Below are 19,064 nucleotides of genomic sequence, written 5' to 3' on the forward strand. Positions count from 1 at the left end.
CCGGTAACGTGGGCGCATGTCGATACCGGTGAACCTGGACAACATCCGGCAGGCGCCGAAGGTGCTGCTGCACGATCACCTCGACGGCGGTTTGCGACCGCAGACCGTTGTCGATCTCGCGAAGGCCAGCGGTTATCCCCATCTTCCCCACGACAACGCCGACGACCTGGGTCGATGGTTCGTCGCCTCGGCGGACTCGGGCTCCCTGGAGCGCTACCTGGAGACCTTCGCCCACACCGTGGGCGTCATGCAGACCACCGATGCGCTGGCCCGCGTGGCCGCCGAGGCGGCCGAGGACCTGGCCGGCGATGGCGTGGTCTACGCGGAGGTTCGCTACGCGCCCGAGCTGTTCCAGGAGCAGGGCCTGACCCTGGACCAGATCGTGCAGGCCGTGCAGGACGGATTCCGCGAGGGCGAACGACGTGCCGAACGAGCCGGCCACCGCATCCGGATCGGCACCTTGCTGTGCGCCATGCGGCAGAACGCGCGGTCGACCGAAATCGCGAATCTCGCCGTTCGATACCGGGACGTGGGCGTGGTCGGCTTCGACATCGCCGGCCCGGAAGCGGGATTTCCGCCCACGCGCAACCTGGACGCGTTCGAATTCCTGCGCCAGCAGAACGCGCATTTCACGATTCACGCCGGTGAGGCGTTCGGGCTGCCTTCGATCTGGGAGGCCATCCAGCACTGCGGCGCCGAGCGGCTTGGGCACGGCGTGCGCATCGTCGACGACATCAAGGTCGACGACGACGGCACGGTGCACCTCGGCAGGCTGGCCTCGTACGTGCGGGACCGGCGGATTCCGCTCGAGATGTGCCCGTCGTCGAACTTGCAGACCGGCGCCGCCGAGGGCATCGAGTCGCACCCGATCGGGTTGCTGGCCAGGCTGCGGTTCCGCGTCACGATCAACACGGACAACCGGCTGATGAGCCACTGCTCGATGAGCAGCGAGTTCGCCGCGCTCAACGATGCGTTCGGCTACGGCTGGGACGAGTTCCAGTGGTTCACGGTCAACGCGATGAAGTCGTCGTTCCTCGGCTTCGACGAGCGCCTGGAGGTCATCAACGACGTGATCAAGCCGGGTTACGCGAACCTGGTCGGCTGACGACCGGGCGATCGGGGGCCGTCTCGCGGGACGGCCCCCGATCTTCGCGTCAGTGCGTCCGGAAGCGGTTCTCCGTCTCGGCGACCAGCTTGCGCCAGGTCTCCACCTCGTCGTCGAACGGCGCGCTCGGCGGCAGCCGGTTCGGACTCGGCCGCAGCACGAACGAGACCAGCCAGCCCAGGCGTTCCGAGGGCTGCAGGGCCTTCTCCGCGGTGTCGTCACCGGTCCACGCCGCCACGTCCAGCAGCAGCTCCTCGGCCAGGTCCAGCTGGGTCGGGTCCACTTCGGACGGACCCTCGGCGAGGTCGGCGTCCAGCCCGTGCAGCACGTAGGTGTTCTCCGGGGTGGCCTCCACCTCCAGCTCGCCGCCGGTGGCCGCATCGCGCAGCTGCTGCCAGGTCGCGACCCTGGCCAGGTCGGTGTCGGCGACGGCTTCCTCGTCGGCCAGGAACCGGGCCAGCGCGCGCGGCGAGTTGAACACGTCGATCTTGCCGTCGCTGCCCAGGAAGACCGGGTCGTCGCCGAGGTAGCAGCGCAGCGAGTAGTGCTCCGCGTCGCTGGTGATGATCTTGATCGGGTCGATGCCGATCTCGGTCCAGAACGTGGGCGCGGCCTCGACCTCTTCGACGGCGTCCTCGTCGGCGGGCTCGTCCTCGTCGGACTCGTCGGCCTCGGCCAGTTCGGTCTCGGCGGTGGCCACGGCGTCCTCAGGCAGGTCCGGCGTGGTGACCACGTCGTCGATGGCGTCGAGCACCTCGTCCCAGCGGTCGGCGACGACCTTGCACATCTCGTTCCAGCGCTTCTGGCCATCCTTGCCGTTGAACGGCAGCGTGCCCTGGCCGAGCAGGGCGAAACCGTCCGCGGAGTCGAGCACCTCGTGCACCGCGTCCAGCTCGCAGACGTCGGCCAGCGAGCGGGTGATCTCGACGATGTCGGCCATCTCGCCGACGGTCCAGGTGTCCAGCGGCTCGGTCACCAGCTCCGGGACGCCCACCAGGTCGTACTGGTGATCCTCGTCGGGGCTGAGCTCGACCGCCGACAGCCGGGGCACCACGTGCCAGGCCGGGTGATCGTCGAGGTCGTGCTGCCGGGCGGTGCGCACGAACGCGGCGAGCCGGGCGGGATCGGGGAACGCGTACAGGTCTTCCTCGTGGCCGAGGAAGGCCTCCCACTCCTCGCCGTCCTCGCGCCAGCGCGGCGCCCACAGGGTGACCATGTCGCCCTGCGGTAGCCCGAGCTCGATGGGGACGATGTCGTGCGCCATCTCTTCTACCTCCGGTCACCGAACCAGACCCCGCGGAAGCCTACGGGTCGGCAGTCGCTGGTTTGTGCCCTGGTCCGCTGTCACAGTAACGGTTCAGGTTCTTGCAACGGACGTTGGAACAGTTCGTAACGATCACGGGCCGTCCGGGGCACTCCCGGGGCAGCCGTGCTCACCTTTTCGGCGCAGCGGCGCGTGCACTCGTTGGCGGGTCACCATTGGCGGTACCCCGTTCGCGGGTCGCCCGCGATCATGATCGGAATGGATGTCCCGGAGCTGTGGAGTCAGATCGTTCGCTGGCTCGAGCGACACGCGCCCGTCACCGCAGCCGCGCTCCGCCCGCCCGCGCAAGAGCCCGTTTTCGGTGAGCTGGAGTCCGAGTTCGCCGTCGACCTGCCCGCGGAGCTGCGCGCGCTGTGGACGTGCTGCGGCGGGACCGATCCGGACGTCCTGGCGGACGTGCTCCCTCCCTTCTACACCCCGTACGGGGCCGAGCGGGCCCTGCACGCCTGGCGCGATCACCGCAAGAACTGGACGGCTCAGTGGGAGCGCCCCGCTTGCGACTACTACGCGGGGTCGCCGGGTTCGAGCTTTCATCCGCTGTGGATCCCGGTCGCCGGCGACGGTTTCGCCGACGAGCTGGTGGTGGATCTGCGTCCCGGCCGCCTGCACGGCTGCGTCCTGGAGTGGGAGCAGGAGACCGCTCAGGTGCTGCGTCCGGAGTGGACCGGTGTGGCGGCGATGCTCGCCGATGTGGACAGGGCCCTGTCCCGCGGCGTTCCCGCCGGCCACAGCTATCCGACGGTGACCGAGGACGGCCGCCTCGACTGGCAGATCAGCTGATCCGCTCGCTCTCGCCGCCGGCGCCCCGGACCTGCTCCCGGCGCAGGTGACCGGCGGTTTCCTCGATTCGTGCGCGGTGCGGCGCACCCGCGCCGAGTGACCCTGCATGACCCACTAGTTGGTGATGCACACTAGTCTGCGGTACGGTCTAGTCGTGACGGAACGGACGAGTGCGGCGCGGCAGACCCAATGGCTGCGCGGAGTGCTGGACCTGGTGGTGCTGGCGTTGCTGGCCGAGGACGGCGAGGGCTACGGCTACACGCTGTTGCAGCGCCTCGACGAGGCCGGGCTGCCCGACATGAAGGCCGGAACGCTGTATCCGCTGCTCAACCGGCTGGCGGCGGACGGCTTGCTGCAGGCCGAATGGCGGGCCGGCGAGAGCGGACCGGGGCGCAAGTTCTTCTCGCTGACCGACCAGGGGCGAGCCGCGCTGGCCGAGATGGGACCGAAGTGGATCGAGTTCGCCCGGAACTCGATCACCGTTGTGCAACGAGGAGTGCGGAAATGATGACGCTGGACAAGAAGTACCACGACGACCTGCTCGCGGCGATGCGCTTCCACGAGATCTCCGGCGAGCGCGCGGGCGAGGTGCTCGCCGAGATCGATGCGCACGTGAGCGAGACCGGCGAGGACCCGAACGAGGTCTTCGGCAGGCCGCGCGACTACGCCAAGCAGGTCGCCGCGCAGCTCGACTCGAGCACCGGCAAGCGCAGTACCGGCGAGACCGTGCTGTGGTCGGTCGTGGCCGGGTTCCTGGGCATGTTCGGGCCGTCGCTGCTCGGCTCGGGCATGGATCTGAGCAAGCCGGAGGTCGGCTTCTCGATGCGCGACGTGGTGGCCCAGCCGGTGCTGCTGGTCATCATCGTGATCGGTGTCCTGCTGTTCTTCCGCGCCTACACCGCCTCGTCGCACAACAAGCTCTTCGCGGGCGGTGCGGTGCTCGCGGCGATCGCAGGCATCGGCAGCCAGGTCGCGGCGAACATGGCGCTGGACGAGGAGACGCCGGTGGTGTCCCTGCCCACCTGGCTGGTGCTGGGCCTGGGCGTCGTCTTCCTCATCGCGCTCGCGGTGCTGCTGACCACGGCCATCCGCCGCAATCGCGTGGTGTACCCGACGAAGCGCTGAGCCCGGGTTCCCGCAGCGCGGGCGATTTCGCCGTGCGAGTCGCGCGGGACTCCGGTGTGATCGAGTGCGCGAAGAGCTCGGTGACCTCGATCGAACGGAATTCGGCGACCTCGATCGAACGTGAGGTGGGGCAACGATGACGCTGGACAAGGACTACCGCCAGGACCTGCTGGTGGCGCTGCGCTTGCACGAGATCTCGGGCGAGCGGGTCGGCGAGGTGCTCGCCGAGGTCGAGGCGCACGTGGACGAGACCGGCGAGGACCCGGTGGAGGCCTTCGGCACGCCGCGCGAGTACGCCCGGCAGGTCGCCGCCCAGCTGGACCCGGACACCGGCAAGCCCTCGGCGGTATGGACGCTCGGCGCCGCGCTGCTGGTCGGTGCGCTGACGCTGCTCGGGGTGACCCTGCTCGCCGACGGCATCGGCGCGGTCGGCGAGGTGTCCTACACGATGCGCGACCTGGTGACCACGCTGGTGGTGCTGGTCCTGGCCGGGGGAGGCGTGCTGGCGATCTTCCGCGCCTACGCCTCCGGGATGCGCCGCGCGGGGATGATCGGCATCGGAGTCACGGCGCTGCTGCTGATCACCGCCACCGAGGTCCTGGGCGATCTGCTGCTCGACGACCGGACGGCGCTGCTGGTGGTGCCGCGCTGGTTCGCCATCGCGGCCGGGGCCGTCCTGCTGCTGGGCTCGGCCGGGATGCTGGTGCGCGCGATTCGGCGCGGCCGCGTCGTCCACCCGGTCAGCCGCTCGAACGGGACCTAGCTCCGGGGATCTGCCGGAGCGGTGCTGCCTGCCCCGAACCCGGTTCCGGGAGCAGGCAGCGCGCTGCGCGCCCCGCTCAGGTGCCGACTGGGTGCCAGACGGTCTTGATCTCGGTGAACTCGCGGAGTCGCCGCAGGCCTGGGTCGGCCGTCCAATCCGGTTCCCGGCGGGCGGACAGCACCCGCTTGACCGTGTCGGCCGCGCTCCGGGCGAGCTCGCCGCGCAGCTCCTGGTCGGCACCGGTGGGATCGAGCGCGTCGACGTCCGCGTGCGAGGCCAGCCACGGGCCGAGCTCCCCGGCCCGCCCGGTGAGCACGTTGACCACCCCGCCGGGGACGTCGGAGGTCGCCAGCACCTCGGCGAAGGTGATCGCGGGCAGCGGGCGCTCCGCGGAGGTGATCAGCACGCAGGTGTTGCCCGCGGCGATCACCGGGGCGAGCACGCTGACCAGCCCGAGCAGCGAGGAGTCCTGCGGGGCGAGCACGCCCACCACGCCGGTGGGTTCCGGCACGCTGAACGAGAAGTACGGCCCGGCGACCGGATTCGTCGTCCCGAGGACGGTGGCGAGCTTGTCCGTCCAGCCCGCGTACCAGACCGTCCTGTCCACCGCCGTGTCCACAGCGGACAGTGATCGGTCGTGCGAGATGCCTTCGGCCGCCGAGACCTCGGCGGCGAACTGCTCGCGCCTGCCCTCCAGCACCTCGGCGATGCGGAAGAGCACCTGACCGCGGTTGTGCGCGGTCGCCCCGGACCAGCCGCCGAAGGCCTTGCGGGCGGCCGAAACCGCGTCCCGCACGTCCTTGCGGGATGCGTGCGCGGCATTGGCCAGGAACGCCCCGTCCGCGCCGCGCACCGGGAAGACCCGGCCGGACTCCGAGCGCGGGAACTTCCCGCCGATGTAGAGCTTGTACGTCTTCGCCACTGCGAGCCGTCCCGGAACATCAGACATCGAGGTAGGCCTCCAAACCCGCGCGGCCGCCCTCGCGGCCGAACCCGGACTCCCGGTACCCGCCGAACGGGGCGGCCGGATCGAACCGGTTGAACGTGTTCGCCCACACCACGCCCGCTCGCAACCGCTGCGAGGCCCACAGGATCCTGGAGCCCTTCTCGCTCCAGACTCCCGCGGACAGTCCGTACGGCGTGTTGTTGGCCTTGGTGACGGCTTCCTCGGGGGTGCGGAAGGTCAGCACCGACAGCACCGGCCCGAAGATCTCCTCGCGGGCGATGCGCATCGACTGCTGCACCTCGGAGAACACCGTCGGCGCGAAGAAGAAACCGCGTTCGGGCAGCTCGCACGGGCTGCTCCAGCGCTGCGCGCCCTCGGACTCGCCGACCTCGGCCAGCTCCCGGATCCTGCTGAGCTGCTCGGCGGAGTTGATCGCGCCCACGTCGGTGTTCTTGTCCATCGGATCGCCGACCCGCAGCGCGCTCACCCGTTCGCGGAGCTTGCCCAGCAGCTCGTCCGCCACCGATTCCTGCACCAGCAGCCGCGACCCCGCGCAGCACACCTGGCCCTGGTTGAAGAAGATGCCGTTGACGATGCCCTCGACGGCCTGGTCCAGCGGCGCGTCGTCGAACACGATGTTGGCGGCCTTGCCGCCGAGCTCCAGCGTCAGCCGCTTGCCGGTTCCGGCCACGGTGCGCTGGATCTCCTTGCCGACCTCGGTGGAGCCGGTGAAGGCCACCTTGTCCACATCGGAGTGCGCGACCAGGGCCGCCCCGATGTCGCCAGCCCCCGGGACGATGTTGACGACCCCGGCGGGAAGCCCGGCCTGCGCGCAGATGTCGGCGAAGACCAGCGCGGTCAGCGGCGTGGTCTCGGCTGGCTTGAGCACCACTGCGTTCCCGCAGGCCAGCGCCGGAGCGATCTTCCAGGCCAGCATCAGCAGCGGGAAGTTCCACGGGATGATCTGACCGGCGACTCCGAGCGGCCGGGGATTCGCGCCGAACCCGGCGTGGTCGAGCTTGTCGGCCCAGCCCGCGTGGTGGAAGAAGTGCGCCGCCGCGGTCGGGACGTCGACGTCGCGGGCCTCGGAGATCGGCTTGCCGTTGTCCAGCGTTTCCAGCACGGCCAGCTCCCGGCCGCGCTCCTGGATCAGCCGCGCGATCCGGAACAGGTACTTGGCCCGCTCCTTGCCCGGCATCTTCGACCAGGTGCCGTCGAACGCGTTTCGCGCGGCCGCGACCGCCCGGTCCACGTCACCGGTGTCGGCGGAGGACACCTCGGCCAGGACCGCCTCCGTGGCGGGGTTGATCGTTCTGATCGGCTCTCCGCCGCCGTCGACGAACTCCCCGCCGACGAACATCCGGTAGTTCGGCTTGAGGTCCGCGACCTCGCGCGACTCAGGCGCGGGCTCGTACTCCCAGGGGCCTGTCATCAATCCACCGCCACGTGTTCGGGGCCGCTGTAGTGGCCTTGGAGCTGGGTGCGCCGCTGCATCAGCAAGTCGTTGAGCAGGCTGGAGGCGCCGAATCGGAACAAGTCGGCCGTCAGCCAGTCCGGCCCGGCGACTTCGCGCACGGTCACCAGGTACTTCATCGCGTCCTTGGTGCTGCGGATGCCGCCCGCGGGTTTGACGCCGCGCAGATCACCGGTGACCTGGTGCCAGTCGCGCACCGCCTGCAGCATCAGGTGGGTCACGGGCAGCGTCGCAGCGGGGGAGACCTTGCCGGTCGAGGTCTTGATGAAGTCACCGCCTGCGAGCAACGCCAGCCAGGACGCTCGCCGCACGTCGTCGTAGGTGGCCAGTTCACCGGTCTCCAGGATGACCTTCAGGTGCGCCTCGCCACAGGCACGCTTGACCGCCCGGATCTCGTCGTGGACCTGTCCGTAGCGGCCTGCGAGGAACGCGCCCCGGTCGATGACCATGTCGATCTCGTCGGCCCCGGCGGCCACGGCGTGCTCCACATCGGCGATCTTGACCGCCTGCGGGGCGCGCCCGGAGGGGAAGGCGGTGGCCACCGAGGCCACGCGCACCCCGGTGCCCGCGAGGTCCTCGGTGGCGACCTCGGCCAGGTCGGAGTACACGCACACCGCCGCGACCGGCGGTGCGTCCGGGTGTTCCGGGTCGGGCCGACGGGCCTTGGCGCACAACGCGCGCACCTTGCCCGGTGTGTCGGCGCCCTCCAGAGTCGTCAGGTCGACCATCGAGATCGCGGTGTCGATCGCCCACCGCTTGGCGGACTTCTTCACGCTGCGGGTGGCCAGACCGGCCGACCGCTGCTCCAACCCGACCTGGTCCACCCCGGGAAGTCCGTGCAGGAACCGGCGCAACGACCGGTCGTCCCGCACGGCATCATCAAGATCAAACGGCATGTCCGCCATGGTCAGCAGTCTAAGCGCCGCATCACCCTCACCCGGAGGAGTGATGGTTCTCGGGTTTGGCGTGCTCGGCGGCGTGCGTCCTCCGACCGATGCGGCCGCTCGCGGCGTGAGCGCATCCGCGCGCGGGTAGTCCGTTGCGGAGTCCCGTCTCGTCCCGGAGGTGTTGTGCGATGAAGGCCGTCGTCTACCAGGAGCCTTTCAGCGTGGCGGTCGACCAGGTCGACCGGCCGACGATCGAGCATCCCAACGACGTGATCGTGCGCGTCACCTCGACCGCGATCTGCGGCTCCGACCTGCACATGTACGAGGGGCGCACGGCCGCCGAGCCCGGCATCGTGTTCGGCCACGAGAACATGGGCCTCATCGAGGACGTCGGTGCTGGCGTGACGGGCCTGGCCCGCGGTGATCGCGTGGTGATGCCGTTCAACGTCGCCTGCGGGTTCTGCAAGAACTGCGTCGCGGGCGACACCGCCTTCTGCCTGACCGTGAACCCGGGATTGCCGGTGGCGCTTACGGCTACGTGTCGATGGGGCCTTACACGGGTGGGCAGGCCGAGTACCTGCGCGTGCCGCACGCGGACTTCAACTGCCTGAAGCTGCCTGCGGACGGCACGCACGAAACCGACTTCATCCTGCTGGCCGACATCTTCCCCACCGGCTACCACGGTTGCGAGCTCGCGCAGGTCTCGCCGGGGGAGAGCGTCGCGGTCTACGGCGCTGGCCCGGTCGGGCTGATGGCCGCGTACTCGGCGCTGCTGCGCGGGGCTGCGCGGGTGTTCGTGGTCGACAAGGTGCAGGAGCGACTGGCCAAGGCGGAGGAGATCGGCGCGGTCCCGATTGACTTCGGGAAGGGAGATCCGGTCGAGATGATCAAGGACCGGACCGGCGGCGAGGGCACCGACAAGGGCGTGGACGCCGTCGGGTACCAGGCCCAGGGCGGCGACACCAGCGAGGAGGAGCCCGCTGTCGTGCTGAACTCGCTGATCGAGACGGTCCGGCCGACCGGGCGCCTCGGCGTGCCGGGCCTGTACGTGCCGTCCGATCCGGGCGGGCCGTCCGAGGAGGCCAAGAAGGGCATGCTGCTGGTTGCCATCGGGCGGATGTTCGAGAAGGGGCAGGTGGTCGGTACCGGCCAGTGCAACGTCAAGCGCTACAACCGGCAGCTGCGGGACATGATCGTCGAGGGGCGTGCGAAGCCGAGCTTCGTCGTCTCCCACGAGCTACCGCTGACCGATGCCCCGGACGCCTACAGCAAGTTCGACAAGCGGATCGAGGGCTACACCAAGGTCGTCCTGCACCCGTGAGCGAGCCGGCCGAGCTGCGCGTCCATCCGGATGCGGGTGCGCCCTGCGGGAACTGCGCACGACCGGTCGTCCCGCAGGGCGTCGGCTCGAACGGCGTTCGCGCGATGTCGAGGCATCCGAACGCCGGTCCTCTTCCGTCGCGTTCGTGAAGGACCTCGCCAGCGCCCTGCTTGTGAAGGGCCGAAGCGCCGCTCAGCTCTCGGCGCGCTCGCGCACGGTCGTGAGGAATCCGGTCCACTGGCTCGGGGTGAACACGAGCGTTCCGCCGTCGCGGTCCTTGGTGTCGCGAACGCCGATGCGCTCGGAGGTGACCGCGACCTCGACGCACGAAGCATTGCTGGCGCTTCGACTCGACTTCCGCCAGATGTCCGGACTGAACTCCATACGGCGATACTAGGCACGATTCACAACGCTTTGAACCTCTCGCGGATGAGGTCCAGCGAGTCTTCGCGGCTGAGCGCCGCTTTCGCGGCCTCGGTGTGAGCGAGTGCATATTCGCGCACGGTCAGCGGATCGGTGATCAAGCTCGTCGAGGTAACCGTTTCCTGCCAGATCAAGGTGGGCAGGGTTCGGGACGGGAACGCCATGATGTGAAAGGCAGACCCGCCCATCGCGTGATGTCCTGTCGCTTCGAACGGCACGACGCGGATTTCCAGCACCTGCGGAAGCTCATCGATGAGGTCCGACAGATGTTGCAACTGGCCCTTCAGGGTTCGTGGGCCACCGATCTGCTGCCGCAGGACGGCTTCGCTCATGACTGCGGTAATCCTGAGCGGGTTCTCGTCGCGCAGGCGCTTCTGCCTGATGAGGCGCGCTCGAACTCTCGGGTCGACTTCGGCCAGCCGGATATTGGGGCTACCGGATTCGATGACGGCGCGCGCGTACTCCTCGGTTTGCAGCAGTCCGTTGATCAGGCCGCTGTCGTAGGTGTGCGCGCTCTCCGCGCCGTGCTCAAAGCCGAAGAAGCGCAAGAGTTCGTCGTTGAAGATGGCCGAGTACTCACTCCACCAGCCTCGATGGCCGGCTTGGTCGCGGAGGGTGCGGAGTTCTGCTGCCTCGTCGCCGTCGAACTCGTAGATCGTGATCAACTCGTCGAGGCGGCCTTGCGAGAGGTTCTTCTTTCCCTTCTCGACCTCGGACAGATAGGCGCCGGTGATGCCGACGCGTTTGGCGGCCCCTGCTCCGTTGAGGCCGACGGATTCGCGCTGCTGCTTGATCCGCAGGCCAAGAGCCCAGTTCGCGACGGTTGGTGAACTCTGTGCCAATGGAGTTCGTCCTTCCTCGGGCCACCTTCGGGTGTATTGGCTGGCTAATTAGCAAGCATACCAATACGTTGATCTCTGTCGGTAACCGTAGCAACACGGACCGTCATATCCGGTGGCGGTGTCGATCTCCCTCCCCTTCGTGATCGGCATCGCCGCCTCCGACTGCGACAGGGAGTGAGCGTGTTCGAGTACTTCGGCGCCCGGCAGGTGGTGGCCTACTGGCGTCCGTGCGGCGGGTTCCGGCACGCCCTGCCGCCGGACGAACCGCCGCGTCCGGGGCGGGAACGCGAAACCCTTTGCGGGCTGAGCGTCGAGATCGGATGCCCGACCGAGATCGACTGGCTCTCCCCGACGTGCGAACCCTGTTGGACGGCCGCGATCGACCGGCGGGACGCCGCGCACGTGGAGTGATCGGCGCCTGGCGCGGCGGGTTGCGATCGGGCACACGTTTTCGCACGTCGCTGCGTCGCTCCGCCGAACAGGTCGTTACTGTTGACGGTCATGGATGTTCGGGTAGTGGATCACCCACTGGTGAAGTCGCGGTTGTCGACGATGCGCGATGCGCGCACCGACAGCGCTACGTTCCGGGCCGCGTTGCAGGAGCTCACGCTCATGCTCATCTACGAGGCGATGCGGGACGCGGAAGTCGCCGAGGAGCCGATCCACACGCCAGTCGCGCGCACGACCGGTTACCGGGTCGCCGACCCGCCGCTGCTCGTGCCCGTGCTGCGGGCCGGGCTGGGCATGGCGGACCAGGCGCACAAGCTGGTGCCCGAGGCGCAGATGGGTTTCGTCGGTCTGGCTCGCGACGAGGAGACGCTCAAGCCCACGCCGTACCTGGAGTCGCTGCCCGCCGATCTGACCGATCGCCCGGTGCTGGTGCTCGACCCGATGCTGGCCACCGGCGGTTCGATGGTGCACACCATCAGCCTGCTGGGGGATCGGGGCGCCACCGACGTCACCGCGATCTGCACGCTGGCCGCGCCCGAGGGCGTCCGCCGGTTGGAGGCCGCGGGCCTGCCGGTGCGCGTCGTGACCGCGAGCATCGACGACCGCCTGAACGAGTCCGGCTTCATCGTCCCCGGGCTCGGCGATGCGGGGGACCGCTCGTACGGGGCCGTCTAACGGCGCTCGAGTTGTCCGCAACTCAGTGTTTAATACCAATTTGTGCAATCGCCCAAGGCCGAACACCCGGGTCCGTGGCAGTCTGTGGCGGTGGTTTCACCGCGAAGACACTTGAACCGCTGGTTGCCGGTGGTGCTCGGCGCGGCGGCGGCTGGGGTGCTGGTGCGCAGCGCGCGCACGATCAAGCAGACGCGCGCGATCGTCGATCTGCGCGCACCGCAGCCCGCCACCGTGGCGCCGCCCAAGGTCACCGCCGTCGTACCGGCTCGCAACGAATCCGACGTGCTCGGCGACTGCCTGCGCTCGATCACCGCGCAGACCCACGGCGAGCAAGGTGAGGAGCTGCTGCGCGCGGTCGTCGTGGACGACGGCTCCACCGACGGGACCGGGCGCATCGCCCGGGAGGTGGCCGCCGAGGACCCGCGCGTCAAGACGGTCCGGGTCGACGGCCCGCCGCAGGGTTGGGGCGGCAAGGTGCACGCGATGCACGTGGGGGTGGAGGCTTCCGGGCCGCCGGAAGCGGGCGAGTGGCTGCTGTTCCTGGACGCCGACACCGTCGCCGCGCCCGATCTGATCAGCCGGTTGCTGGCCACCGCCGAGGCCGTCGACGCCGACCTGGTGTCGACCCCGGGTGGTCCGCCGCCGGAGCGCTCGGCGTCCTGGCCGGTGCTGATGCCGCCGGGGCTGCAGCTGATCGGGGAGAACGCGTCCCCGGACGGCAGGGGGCCGAAGGCCTTCGCCATCGGGCACTGCATCCTGGTGCGCCGGTCGCACTACGAGAAGGTCGGTGGCTGGGCGGCGTTCGCCGCGATCCGCAACGAGGACGTCGCCATCGCCACCGCGGTGCGCGACCACGGCGGCACCACCCGCACCGTCGACGGGCTCGACCACCTGTCGACCAGCGGGATGGATCCGTTCAAGGAGGGCTGGGCCTCGTTCCGCAAGAGCTTCGTCGCCGGGACCAAGGGCTCCGCGCCGCTGCTGGCCTCGATCGCGCTCGGGCAGGTCGTGGCGTCGGTCGCCGCACCGCTGGCGGTCGCGGTCGGCGGGCGCCGACGGCCGCTGCTGACCGCCGTGGGGCTGCTCGGCTGGACCGGTCAGACGGCTGCGCACGCGTGCAACGCTCGGTACATGCGGGCGAACCCGGAGTTGGCTCCGCTGGCGCCGGTGGCCGGGAGCCTGTTCGGCGTGCTGCTGTTCGACGGCGCCGTTCGCGCGTGGCGCGGGCGCGATCAGTGGAAGGGCCGCAGCAGCGAGTTCTAGGAACGACGGGGGCCCGGCCGTGCTCAGGCCGGGCCCCCGTGTGGACTAGACGGGTTAAGCGACCGGGCCGGCTGGGCCGGTATTCAACCTGCGAATGGCGATCGGAGCGCCTGCCAGGTCTTCTTCGTTGCACATCAGCTTGAGATCGTAGTACGGGGCACCTTCGCGATCGTCGTAATCGAGGTGCACCGCGATCACATCGATTGGTTCGCCCAACCAGTTCTGGGCTTCCCGAAGCCACTTCGCGGATCGTTCCAAAGCGGCCGGTAGGTCGTCGTCGCGAAACTCGACCGGGCGGTAGGGAACACCCTGAACCTGGTCGTGCGGACCAGCCGGGGCGGGAAGGTTCACGGAGACGCCGGAGTCGTCGAGTTCGAGTCGGATCGTTTCCTCACTCACAGTCGCAGGGTAACCCGTAGAGGCCGGGAAATGCTGCTGGGAGGGGCGACGGATTCCGCACACTTCGACGGGCGCGACTACCATGATCGCAGGTGCGGGGCGCCCCGAACATCGCACGTGATGAGGGAAGGCGGGCTCTGTCCGGGGCGCCCCGCCGTCGCCGAGACCTGTGGCCTCCGCGACACGATCAGGTTACTCCGGGTCGCCCAACCAAGATCAACTGGGTGGTTCCGGGACCACCTACGGCATCAGCCCCGCCGCGACGGTCGCGCCCAGCTCCCAACACTTTTCCAGGTCCGCGCGCTCCGGAGCACCCAGCACCGCCACCGGCTCGGCGGCCTGCTTCCAGGACAACCCCGTGGTGATCGTCGAGATCGCCCGCAAAGCGCCCTCCACGCCCTCGTTGCCGTGCACGAAGGCCCCGAAGGGCCGACCCGTCGTGGAATCCAGGCACGGGTAGTAGACGGTGTCGAAGAAGTGCTTGAGCGCCCCGCTGATGTATCCCAGGTTCGCCGGGGTGCCCAGCAGGTAGCCATCCGCCTCGAGGACGTCCGAGGCGGTGGCGTTCAGCGCAGCGCGCCGCACCACCTCGACCCCCTCGATCTCGTCGGTCGACGCGCCCGACACGACCTGCTCGAACATGGCCTGCATGCCGGGCGAGGGCGTGTGGTGCACGATCAGCAGTTTCGTCATCGGTCACCCACCAGTTCGGAAACGGCCCGGCGCAACCGCTCGAGCCGCTCGGCGGCTCGCCGCTTGGCGCCGGGGAGGTCGCCAGCGGCCTGCTCGACGACCTGCAGGTAGCACTTGAGCTTGGGCTCGGTGCCGGACGGACGGATCACCACGCGGAGCCCGCCCTCGCCGGTGAGCACCAGGCCGTCGGACTCCGGGAGCAGGTCGCGGGTGCTCACCCCGGTGCCCGCCAGCTCGGTGACCGGCTGCTCGCGCAGGCGGCGCATGGTTCGCGCGATGACGTCCAGATCGGTCACCCGCACCGAGACCTGACCGGTCTCGTGCACGCCGTGCTCGATGGACAGCTCGTCGAGCAGATCCAGCAGGTGATCGTCGGAGGCGATCAGGCTCGCGGTCAAGTCGCAGGCCAGGACCGCGGCGGAGATGCCGTCCTTGTCCCGCACCCGCTCGGGGTCGACGCTGTGGCCCAAGGCCTCCTCGTAGGCGTAGACCAGGCCGGTTCCTCCGCCGTCCTCGCCTGCCCGCACCAGCCACTTGAAGCCGGTCAGCGTCTCGGCGTAGCGGGCGCCGAACTCGGCGGCGATCGAGCCCAACATGCTCGACGAGACGATCGTGGTCGCCACCAGCGGATCCGGGTGCTCCTCGGGATCCAGGGTGGACAGCACGTGCCAGGCCAGCAGCACCCCGGTCTCGTCGCCGCGCAGCATCCGCCAGCCGTCCCCGGTCGGCACGCCCAGCGCGCACCGGTCCGCATCGGGATCCAGCGCGATCGCCAGGTCGGCGTCGATGTCGGCGGCCAGCTTGACCAGCTCGTCGGTGGCGCCCGGTTCCTCCGGGTTGGGGAACCCGACGGTGGGGAAGTCCGGGTCCGGATCGGCCTGCGAGGAAACCAGGTGCACGTCCTCGAAGCCCGCGCGGCGCAGCGCCTGCTTGAGCGTGCGGGCGCCGACGCCGTGCAGCGCGGTCGCCGCGACCCGGAGCTCGCGGTCCCCGCCGCGCGGGAGCAGCGCCACCCGGGACACGTACTGGTCCGGAGCCGAATCGGCGATCGACCAGCTGCGCGAGCGCGGGACGGCGGAGGCCGCCGGAGCCTCCGCGATCGCCGCCTCGATCTCGGTGTCGGCCGGGCCGACCAGCTGGATGCCGCCCGAGAGGTAGAGCTTGTACCCGTTGTCGGCAGGCGGGTTGTGCGAGGCCGTGATCTGGATGCCCGCGACCGCGTCGAGCGTCCGCGTCGCGTGCGCCAGCACGGGCGTGGGCAGCGGCGAGGGCAGCATCCGCACGTCGAAACCGGCCGCGGCCAGCACCCCCGCGGAGTCGGTGGCGAACTCCTCCGAGCCGTGCCGGGCATCGCGGCCGATCACCACGATCCCGCCGCGATGCCCCTGCTCGGTCAGCCACGCCGCGACCCCTGCCGTGGTGCGCACGACCACCGCGCGGTTCATCCCGTTCGCGCCCGCGCGAACCGGCGCGCGCAGCCCGGCGGTGCCGAAGCTGGGCAGGCCGGACATGCGATCGGCCAGCTCCGGGGAGTCGGTGTCCAGCAGCTGCTGGAGCTCGGCCCGAGAGCCCTCGTCGATGTCGTCCGCGATCCACTGCTCGGTCGCGGCGCGCAGCTGCTCATCCAGTGCCATACCGCCCCCGAACAGCGAGCGCTCGATGGATCACGCCGCCTCCAAGAGGCTCTTCAGCAGGTCACCCATCCGGTTCGCCGAGGAGCGACCGGCTTCGAGGACCTCTTCGTGGTCGAGGGGTTGGCCGGACAGGCCCGCGGCCAGATTGGTCACCAGCGAGAGACCGAAGACCTCCGCGCCCGCTGCACGCGCCGCGATGGCTTCCACGACCGTCGACATGCCGACGAGGTCGACGCCCAGGCCGCGCAGCATCCGGATCTCGGCCGGGGTCTCGAAGTGCGGTCCGGGCATGCCCGCGTAGACCCCCTCCTGCAGGGAGTCGTCGATGGTGCGCGCCAGCTCGCGCAGTCGCGGTGAGTACAGGTGGGTCATGTCCACGAAGTCGGCACCCACCAGCGGCGACTTCGCGGTCATGTTGATGTGGTCGCTGATCAGGACGGGCTGGCCGACCTGCATGCCCTCGCGGAGGCCGCCCGCGGCGTTGGTGAGCACGATCGTGCCGCAGCCCGCGGCCGCGGCGGTGCGCACGCCGTGCGCGACCGGGTCGATGCCGTGCCCCTCGTAGAGGTGCGTGCGGCCGAGCATGATCAGGACACGCTTGTCCCCGACCTGCACGGACCGGATCTTCCCGCTGTGCCCGACGGCACCGGGCCTGGCGAAGCCGGGCAGGTCGGACATCGGGAACTCGTGGTCCGGTTCGCCGATCCGGTCGGCCGCGGGTTGCCAGCCCGAACCGAGCACAACTGCCATGTCGTGGCGCTCGATACCGGTGATCCCGGTGAGCTTCGCGGCGGCCGTGCTCGCCGCGGTGGTCGGGTCGGAGTTAGTCGTAGGCGTCACGGGCGGGCAGCTTAGTCGTCCGCACCGCCCGTCCACCGGACGAGCCGCACCGGGGCGCCGCTGTTCCCGCTGGTCGAGTGATCGCTGGTGGTCGGGGCGTCAGTCGGCGGTCGTCTGGAAGGTCGGGACGATCCTGTCCAGCAGCCGTTCCTGCGCGTCGTCCTCGCCGGTGGGACCGGTCACGCGGATCACCCAGAGGTCGTCGCCGCGCTTGAGCGGGGCCGCGACCGTGTGTCGGGTGACGAGGCTCTTGGCGGTGGTGAACACCGGGCGGACGCTGGTGGTGTAGGAGATCCGCCTGCTGTCGCCCGCGCCCGTGGCGCTGTCCACCTGCAGCGCGGTGAACTGCCCGCTCAGCTCGCTGGCGAGCTGGTCCTCGAACTCCCGCATCGTCGCGCCGTCGTCGAAGTAGTCGCCGTAGCGCTGGACGGCGGCCTCGGTGGCGCCGTCCGGGGAGACGAACGAGACGACCGCGCTGTTGGCGATGTCGTTGCGCTCGCTGTGGAACGTTCGCCAGCCGGGTTCGGCGGGTGCTCGGATGCCGAACGCCCCGCCGGACGGCGCGTCGGTGTGCTTGGCCCGGTCCTGGTAGGGGGCCAGCGCGAGCGGCTCGGACGGCTGCCGCGTCGCGGAGTCGGAGGGCGACCAGATGCCCGGCACGTCCGGCAGCGGTGGCTTGCCCGCCGCGAGCCTGGTGGTGGCGAACCCGCCCACCAGCGCGAAGGCGAACAGCAGCACCGCGACCAGCACCAGCCCGATCGTCGCGGGCACCGACCGGCGCCTCGTGCGCGACTTGGCCGGCGGATCCTGCAACGGGAACGGAGGCGGTCCGGGATCGGCGGCCAGCGGGGCGGGCGCGCTCGGCTCGGCGCTCGTGCCGGGATGCTCCGAGGGCGCTTGCGGGTTCTCCGGCGGATGTGGCTCCGGATTCGGCTGTGCGGCGTTCTGGTCAGGGTGCTGCACCACCTGCTTGCGCACCCGCACCGTCGGTGCCTGCGGGTCGAGCAGCATCCCGAACGGCCGGGCTCCGGGTTCGGGGAGCAGGTGCTGAACGCGCCGCCGCGCCTCGTTGAGCGGCATCCGCTCCGCCGGGTCCTTGACCATCAGCCCGGTCAGCACCTCACCGATCGGGCCCTGCCGCCGGATCTCCGGGACCGGTCCGTGCACGACCTCGTTGATCGTGGCCAGCGGATCGTTGTCCACGTCGTAGGGCGGGCGCCCCTCGGTGGCGGCGAACAGCGTGGTGCCCAGCCCCCACAGGTCCGCTGCCGCGGTGACCGCCTCGCCCTCGGCGACCTCCGGGGCGATGAACGCCGGGGTGCCCAGCAGGATGCCGGTGCTGGTGATGGTGTGTTCGGCGACGTTGCGCGAGATGCCGAAGTCGCTGACCTTCAGCCTGCCGTCGTCGCCGATGAGCACGTTGCCCGGCTTGACGTCGCGGTGCACGATCCCGGACCGGTGCGCGGCGTCGAGACCGGCCGCGACACCATCGCAGATCACCGCGAGCTGCTGGTCGTCGAGCGGACCGTGCTCGTCGAGGATCGCCGCCAGGCTCTGCGACGGCACGAGCTCCATGACCACGAACGGCTCGCCGTCCTCGCGCGCGACGTCGTAGAGCGTCACCACGTTCGGGTGGGACAGGACCGCGATGGCGCGCGCCTCGCGCAGCGCTCGTTCGCGCAGCTCCGCGGCTTCCTCCGCGGGCACGCCCGGGGCGAGTTTGATCTCCTTGATCGCGACCGGCCGTTGCAGCAGCTCGTCGGTGGCGTACCAGACGCGGCCCATCGCGCCGCCGCCGAGCTTGCGCTCCAGGCGGTATCGGTCTGCGATCAGCCGGCCTGCGCCGGCGAGGGTGTCTTGGCTTTCGGCGGGCACGATCACATTTTCCACCTTCGCTCCGGGCTTCGAAGGCGAACCGCTCGGATCGATGCCGGAATCCGCGCCCGGAGGGCATCGCGCGTGCCCGAGCACGTTACTCCTCGTGAATAATCCCACTCGCGCGGTGCGGCTCCACTCCTCACGAAACAACGTGAAGCCCTTTCACGCCAACCGAAATCCGCTCCGATGCGAGCTCGGCAGCAGCGTGTCCGATTTAGCCGGGACGCGGCCGGGACAGATAG

The 19,064-nt window shown here is 70.0% G+C and carries 19 protein-coding genes and 1 pseudogene; 9 read left to right on the forward strand and 11 right to left on the reverse strand.

Translation table 11 applies throughout. From position 1 onward, the window contains the following. The first annotated feature begins 16 nt into the window (after positions 1–16). A complete protein-coding gene (locus ABD289_RS06975; RefSeq protein WP_344127852.1) occupies positions 17–1,105 on the forward strand; it encodes an adenosine deaminase in 1,089 nt (362 codons plus the stop codon). Positions 1,106–1,154: 49 nt separating this feature from the next. Here the strand turns inward: ABD289_RS06975 and ABD289_RS06980 are convergent, their stop codons facing one another. After that, entirely contained in the window at positions 1,155–2,369 is a 1,215-nt protein-coding gene (locus ABD289_RS06980) for a primosomal protein (RefSeq protein ID WP_344127854.1), read from the reverse strand. 258 nt (positions 2,370–2,627) lie between these two features. Between ABD289_RS06980 and ABD289_RS06985 the strand changes: the two genes are divergently transcribed. The 4 genes from ABD289_RS06985 to ABD289_RS07000 all read left to right on the forward strand — a co-directional run bounded on the left by ABD289_RS06985 (position 2,628) and on the right by ABD289_RS07000 (position 5,097). Beyond that, positions 2,628–3,209 (forward strand): SMI1/KNR4 family protein, encoded by a 582-nt coding sequence (locus tag ABD289_RS06985; RefSeq protein ID WP_344127856.1) that lies wholly within the window; start codon positions 2,628–2,630, stop codon positions 3,207–3,209. Between the two features lie 154 nt (positions 3,210–3,363). After that, on the forward strand, positions 3,364–3,717 hold the full coding sequence (locus tag ABD289_RS06990; RefSeq protein ID WP_344127858.1) for a PadR family transcriptional regulator: 354 nt from the start codon (positions 3,364–3,366) through the stop codon (positions 3,715–3,717). Continuing rightward, a complete protein-coding gene (locus tag ABD289_RS06995) occupies positions 3,714–4,334 on the forward strand; it encodes a hypothetical protein (protein ID WP_344127860.1) in 621 nt (206 codons plus the stop codon). The genes ABD289_RS06990 and ABD289_RS06995 overlap by 4 nt, the downstream gene beginning before the upstream one ends. A 136-nt stretch (positions 4,335–4,470) precedes the next feature. Next, positions 4,471–5,097 carry an HAAS signaling domain-containing protein gene (locus ABD289_RS07000; RefSeq protein ID WP_344127862.1) on the forward strand — a complete coding sequence of 209 codons (627 nt, stop codon included), beginning with the start codon at positions 4,471–4,473 and terminating at the stop codon, positions 5,095–5,097. 76 nt (positions 5,098–5,173) lie between these two features. On the opposite strand, the gene ABD289_RS07005 is transcribed toward ABD289_RS07000, so the two are convergent. The 3 genes from ABD289_RS07005 to deoC are packed head-to-tail and all read right to left on the reverse strand — an operon-like array spanning position 5,174 to position 8,413. Next, the gene (locus ABD289_RS07005) at positions 5,174–6,046 is read right to left on the reverse strand and encodes an aldehyde dehydrogenase family protein (RefSeq protein ID WP_344127864.1); all 873 of its coding nucleotides are present in this window, start codon (positions 6,044–6,046) and stop codon (positions 5,174–5,176) included. Further along, complete coding sequence (locus tag ABD289_RS07010) at positions 6,039–7,475, reverse strand: aldehyde dehydrogenase family protein (protein WP_344127866.1); 1,437 nt, start codon at positions 7,473–7,475, stop codon at positions 6,039–6,041. Before ABD289_RS07010 ends, ABD289_RS07005 begins: the two co-directional genes overlap by 8 nt. Next, positions 7,475–8,413, reverse strand: coding sequence for a deoxyribose-phosphate aldolase (gene deoC / locus ABD289_RS07015; protein WP_344127868.1), 939 nt, complete (start codon positions 8,411–8,413; stop codon positions 7,475–7,477). Before deoC ends, ABD289_RS07010 begins: the two co-directional genes overlap by 1 nt. A 179-nt stretch (positions 8,414–8,592) precedes the next feature. Here deoC and ABD289_RS07020 point away from each other — a divergent pair. Next, positions 8,593–9,725 (forward strand): annotated as a pseudogene (locus ABD289_RS07020) (glutathione-independent formaldehyde dehydrogenase). A gap of 192 nt (positions 9,726–9,917) precedes the next feature. Here ABD289_RS07020 and ABD289_RS07025 read toward each other — a convergent pair. Together ABD289_RS07025 and ABD289_RS07030 are read right to left on the reverse strand one after the other, a co-directional pair. Beyond that, complete coding sequence (locus ABD289_RS07025) at positions 9,918–10,109, reverse strand: DUF397 domain-containing protein (protein ID WP_344127870.1); 192 nt, start codon at positions 10,107–10,109, stop codon at positions 9,918–9,920. A 20-nt stretch (positions 10,110–10,129) separates the two neighbouring features. After that, positions 10,130–10,990 (reverse strand): helix-turn-helix domain-containing protein, encoded by an 861-nt coding sequence (locus tag ABD289_RS07030; RefSeq protein WP_344127872.1) that lies wholly within the window; start codon positions 10,988–10,990, stop codon positions 10,130–10,132. A gap of 180 nt (positions 10,991–11,170) precedes the next feature. Here ABD289_RS07030 and ABD289_RS07035 point away from each other — a divergent pair, with 180 nt between their 5' ends. From ABD289_RS07035 to ABD289_RS07045, 3 genes are all read left to right on the forward strand, one after another. After that, on the forward strand, positions 11,171–11,401 hold the full coding sequence (locus ABD289_RS07035) for an HC3 family zinc finger protein (protein WP_344127874.1): 231 nt from the start codon (positions 11,171–11,173) through the stop codon (positions 11,399–11,401). 90 nt (positions 11,402–11,491) lie between these two features. Next, positions 11,492–12,115, forward strand: a complete 624-nt coding sequence (upp, locus tag ABD289_RS07040; protein WP_344127876.1) for a uracil phosphoribosyltransferase — start codon at positions 11,492–11,494, stop codon at positions 12,113–12,115. A gap of 111 nt (positions 12,116–12,226) precedes the next feature. Further along, positions 12,227–13,378, forward strand: a complete 1,152-nt coding sequence (locus tag ABD289_RS07045; protein ID WP_344127878.1) for a glycosyltransferase family 2 protein — start codon at positions 12,227–12,229, stop codon at positions 13,376–13,378. Positions 13,379–13,432: 54 nt separating this feature from the next. Here the strand turns inward: ABD289_RS07045 and ABD289_RS07050 are convergent, their stop codons facing one another. The 5 genes from ABD289_RS07050 to ABD289_RS07070 all read right to left on the reverse strand — a co-directional run bounded on the left by ABD289_RS07050 (position 13,433) and on the right by ABD289_RS07070 (position 18,834). Next, positions 13,433–13,777: a hypothetical protein gene (locus ABD289_RS07050; protein WP_344127880.1), complete on the reverse strand. Its 345-nt coding sequence runs from the start codon at positions 13,775–13,777 to the stop codon at positions 13,433–13,435. Between the two features lie 240 nt (positions 13,778–14,017). Beyond that, a complete protein-coding gene (locus ABD289_RS07055; RefSeq protein ID WP_344127882.1) occupies positions 14,018–14,470 on the reverse strand; it encodes a flavodoxin family protein in 453 nt (150 codons plus the stop codon). Continuing rightward, a complete protein-coding gene (locus tag ABD289_RS07060) occupies positions 14,467–16,104 on the reverse strand; it encodes a phospho-sugar mutase (RefSeq protein ID WP_344127884.1) in 1,638 nt (545 codons plus the stop codon). Before ABD289_RS07060 ends, ABD289_RS07055 begins: the two co-directional genes overlap by 4 nt. Before the next feature lie 30 nt (positions 16,105–16,134). Continuing rightward, positions 16,135–16,944: a purine-nucleoside phosphorylase gene (locus ABD289_RS07065; RefSeq protein ID WP_344127886.1), complete on the reverse strand. Its 810-nt coding sequence runs from the start codon at positions 16,942–16,944 to the stop codon at positions 16,135–16,137. A gap of 99 nt (positions 16,945–17,043) precedes the next feature. Further along, positions 17,044–18,834 carry a serine/threonine-protein kinase gene (locus ABD289_RS07070; protein ID WP_344127889.1) on the reverse strand — a complete coding sequence of 597 codons (1,791 nt, stop codon included), beginning with the start codon at positions 18,832–18,834 and terminating at the stop codon, positions 17,044–17,046. Positions 18,835–19,064 lie beyond the last annotated feature (230 nt).

The sequence above is a fragment of the Saccharopolyspora halophila genome (genome assembly GCF_039531955.1).
In the GTDB taxonomy this organism is placed as follows: Bacteria; Actinomycetota; Actinomycetes; order Mycobacteriales; family Pseudonocardiaceae; genus Saccharopolyspora; species Saccharopolyspora halophila.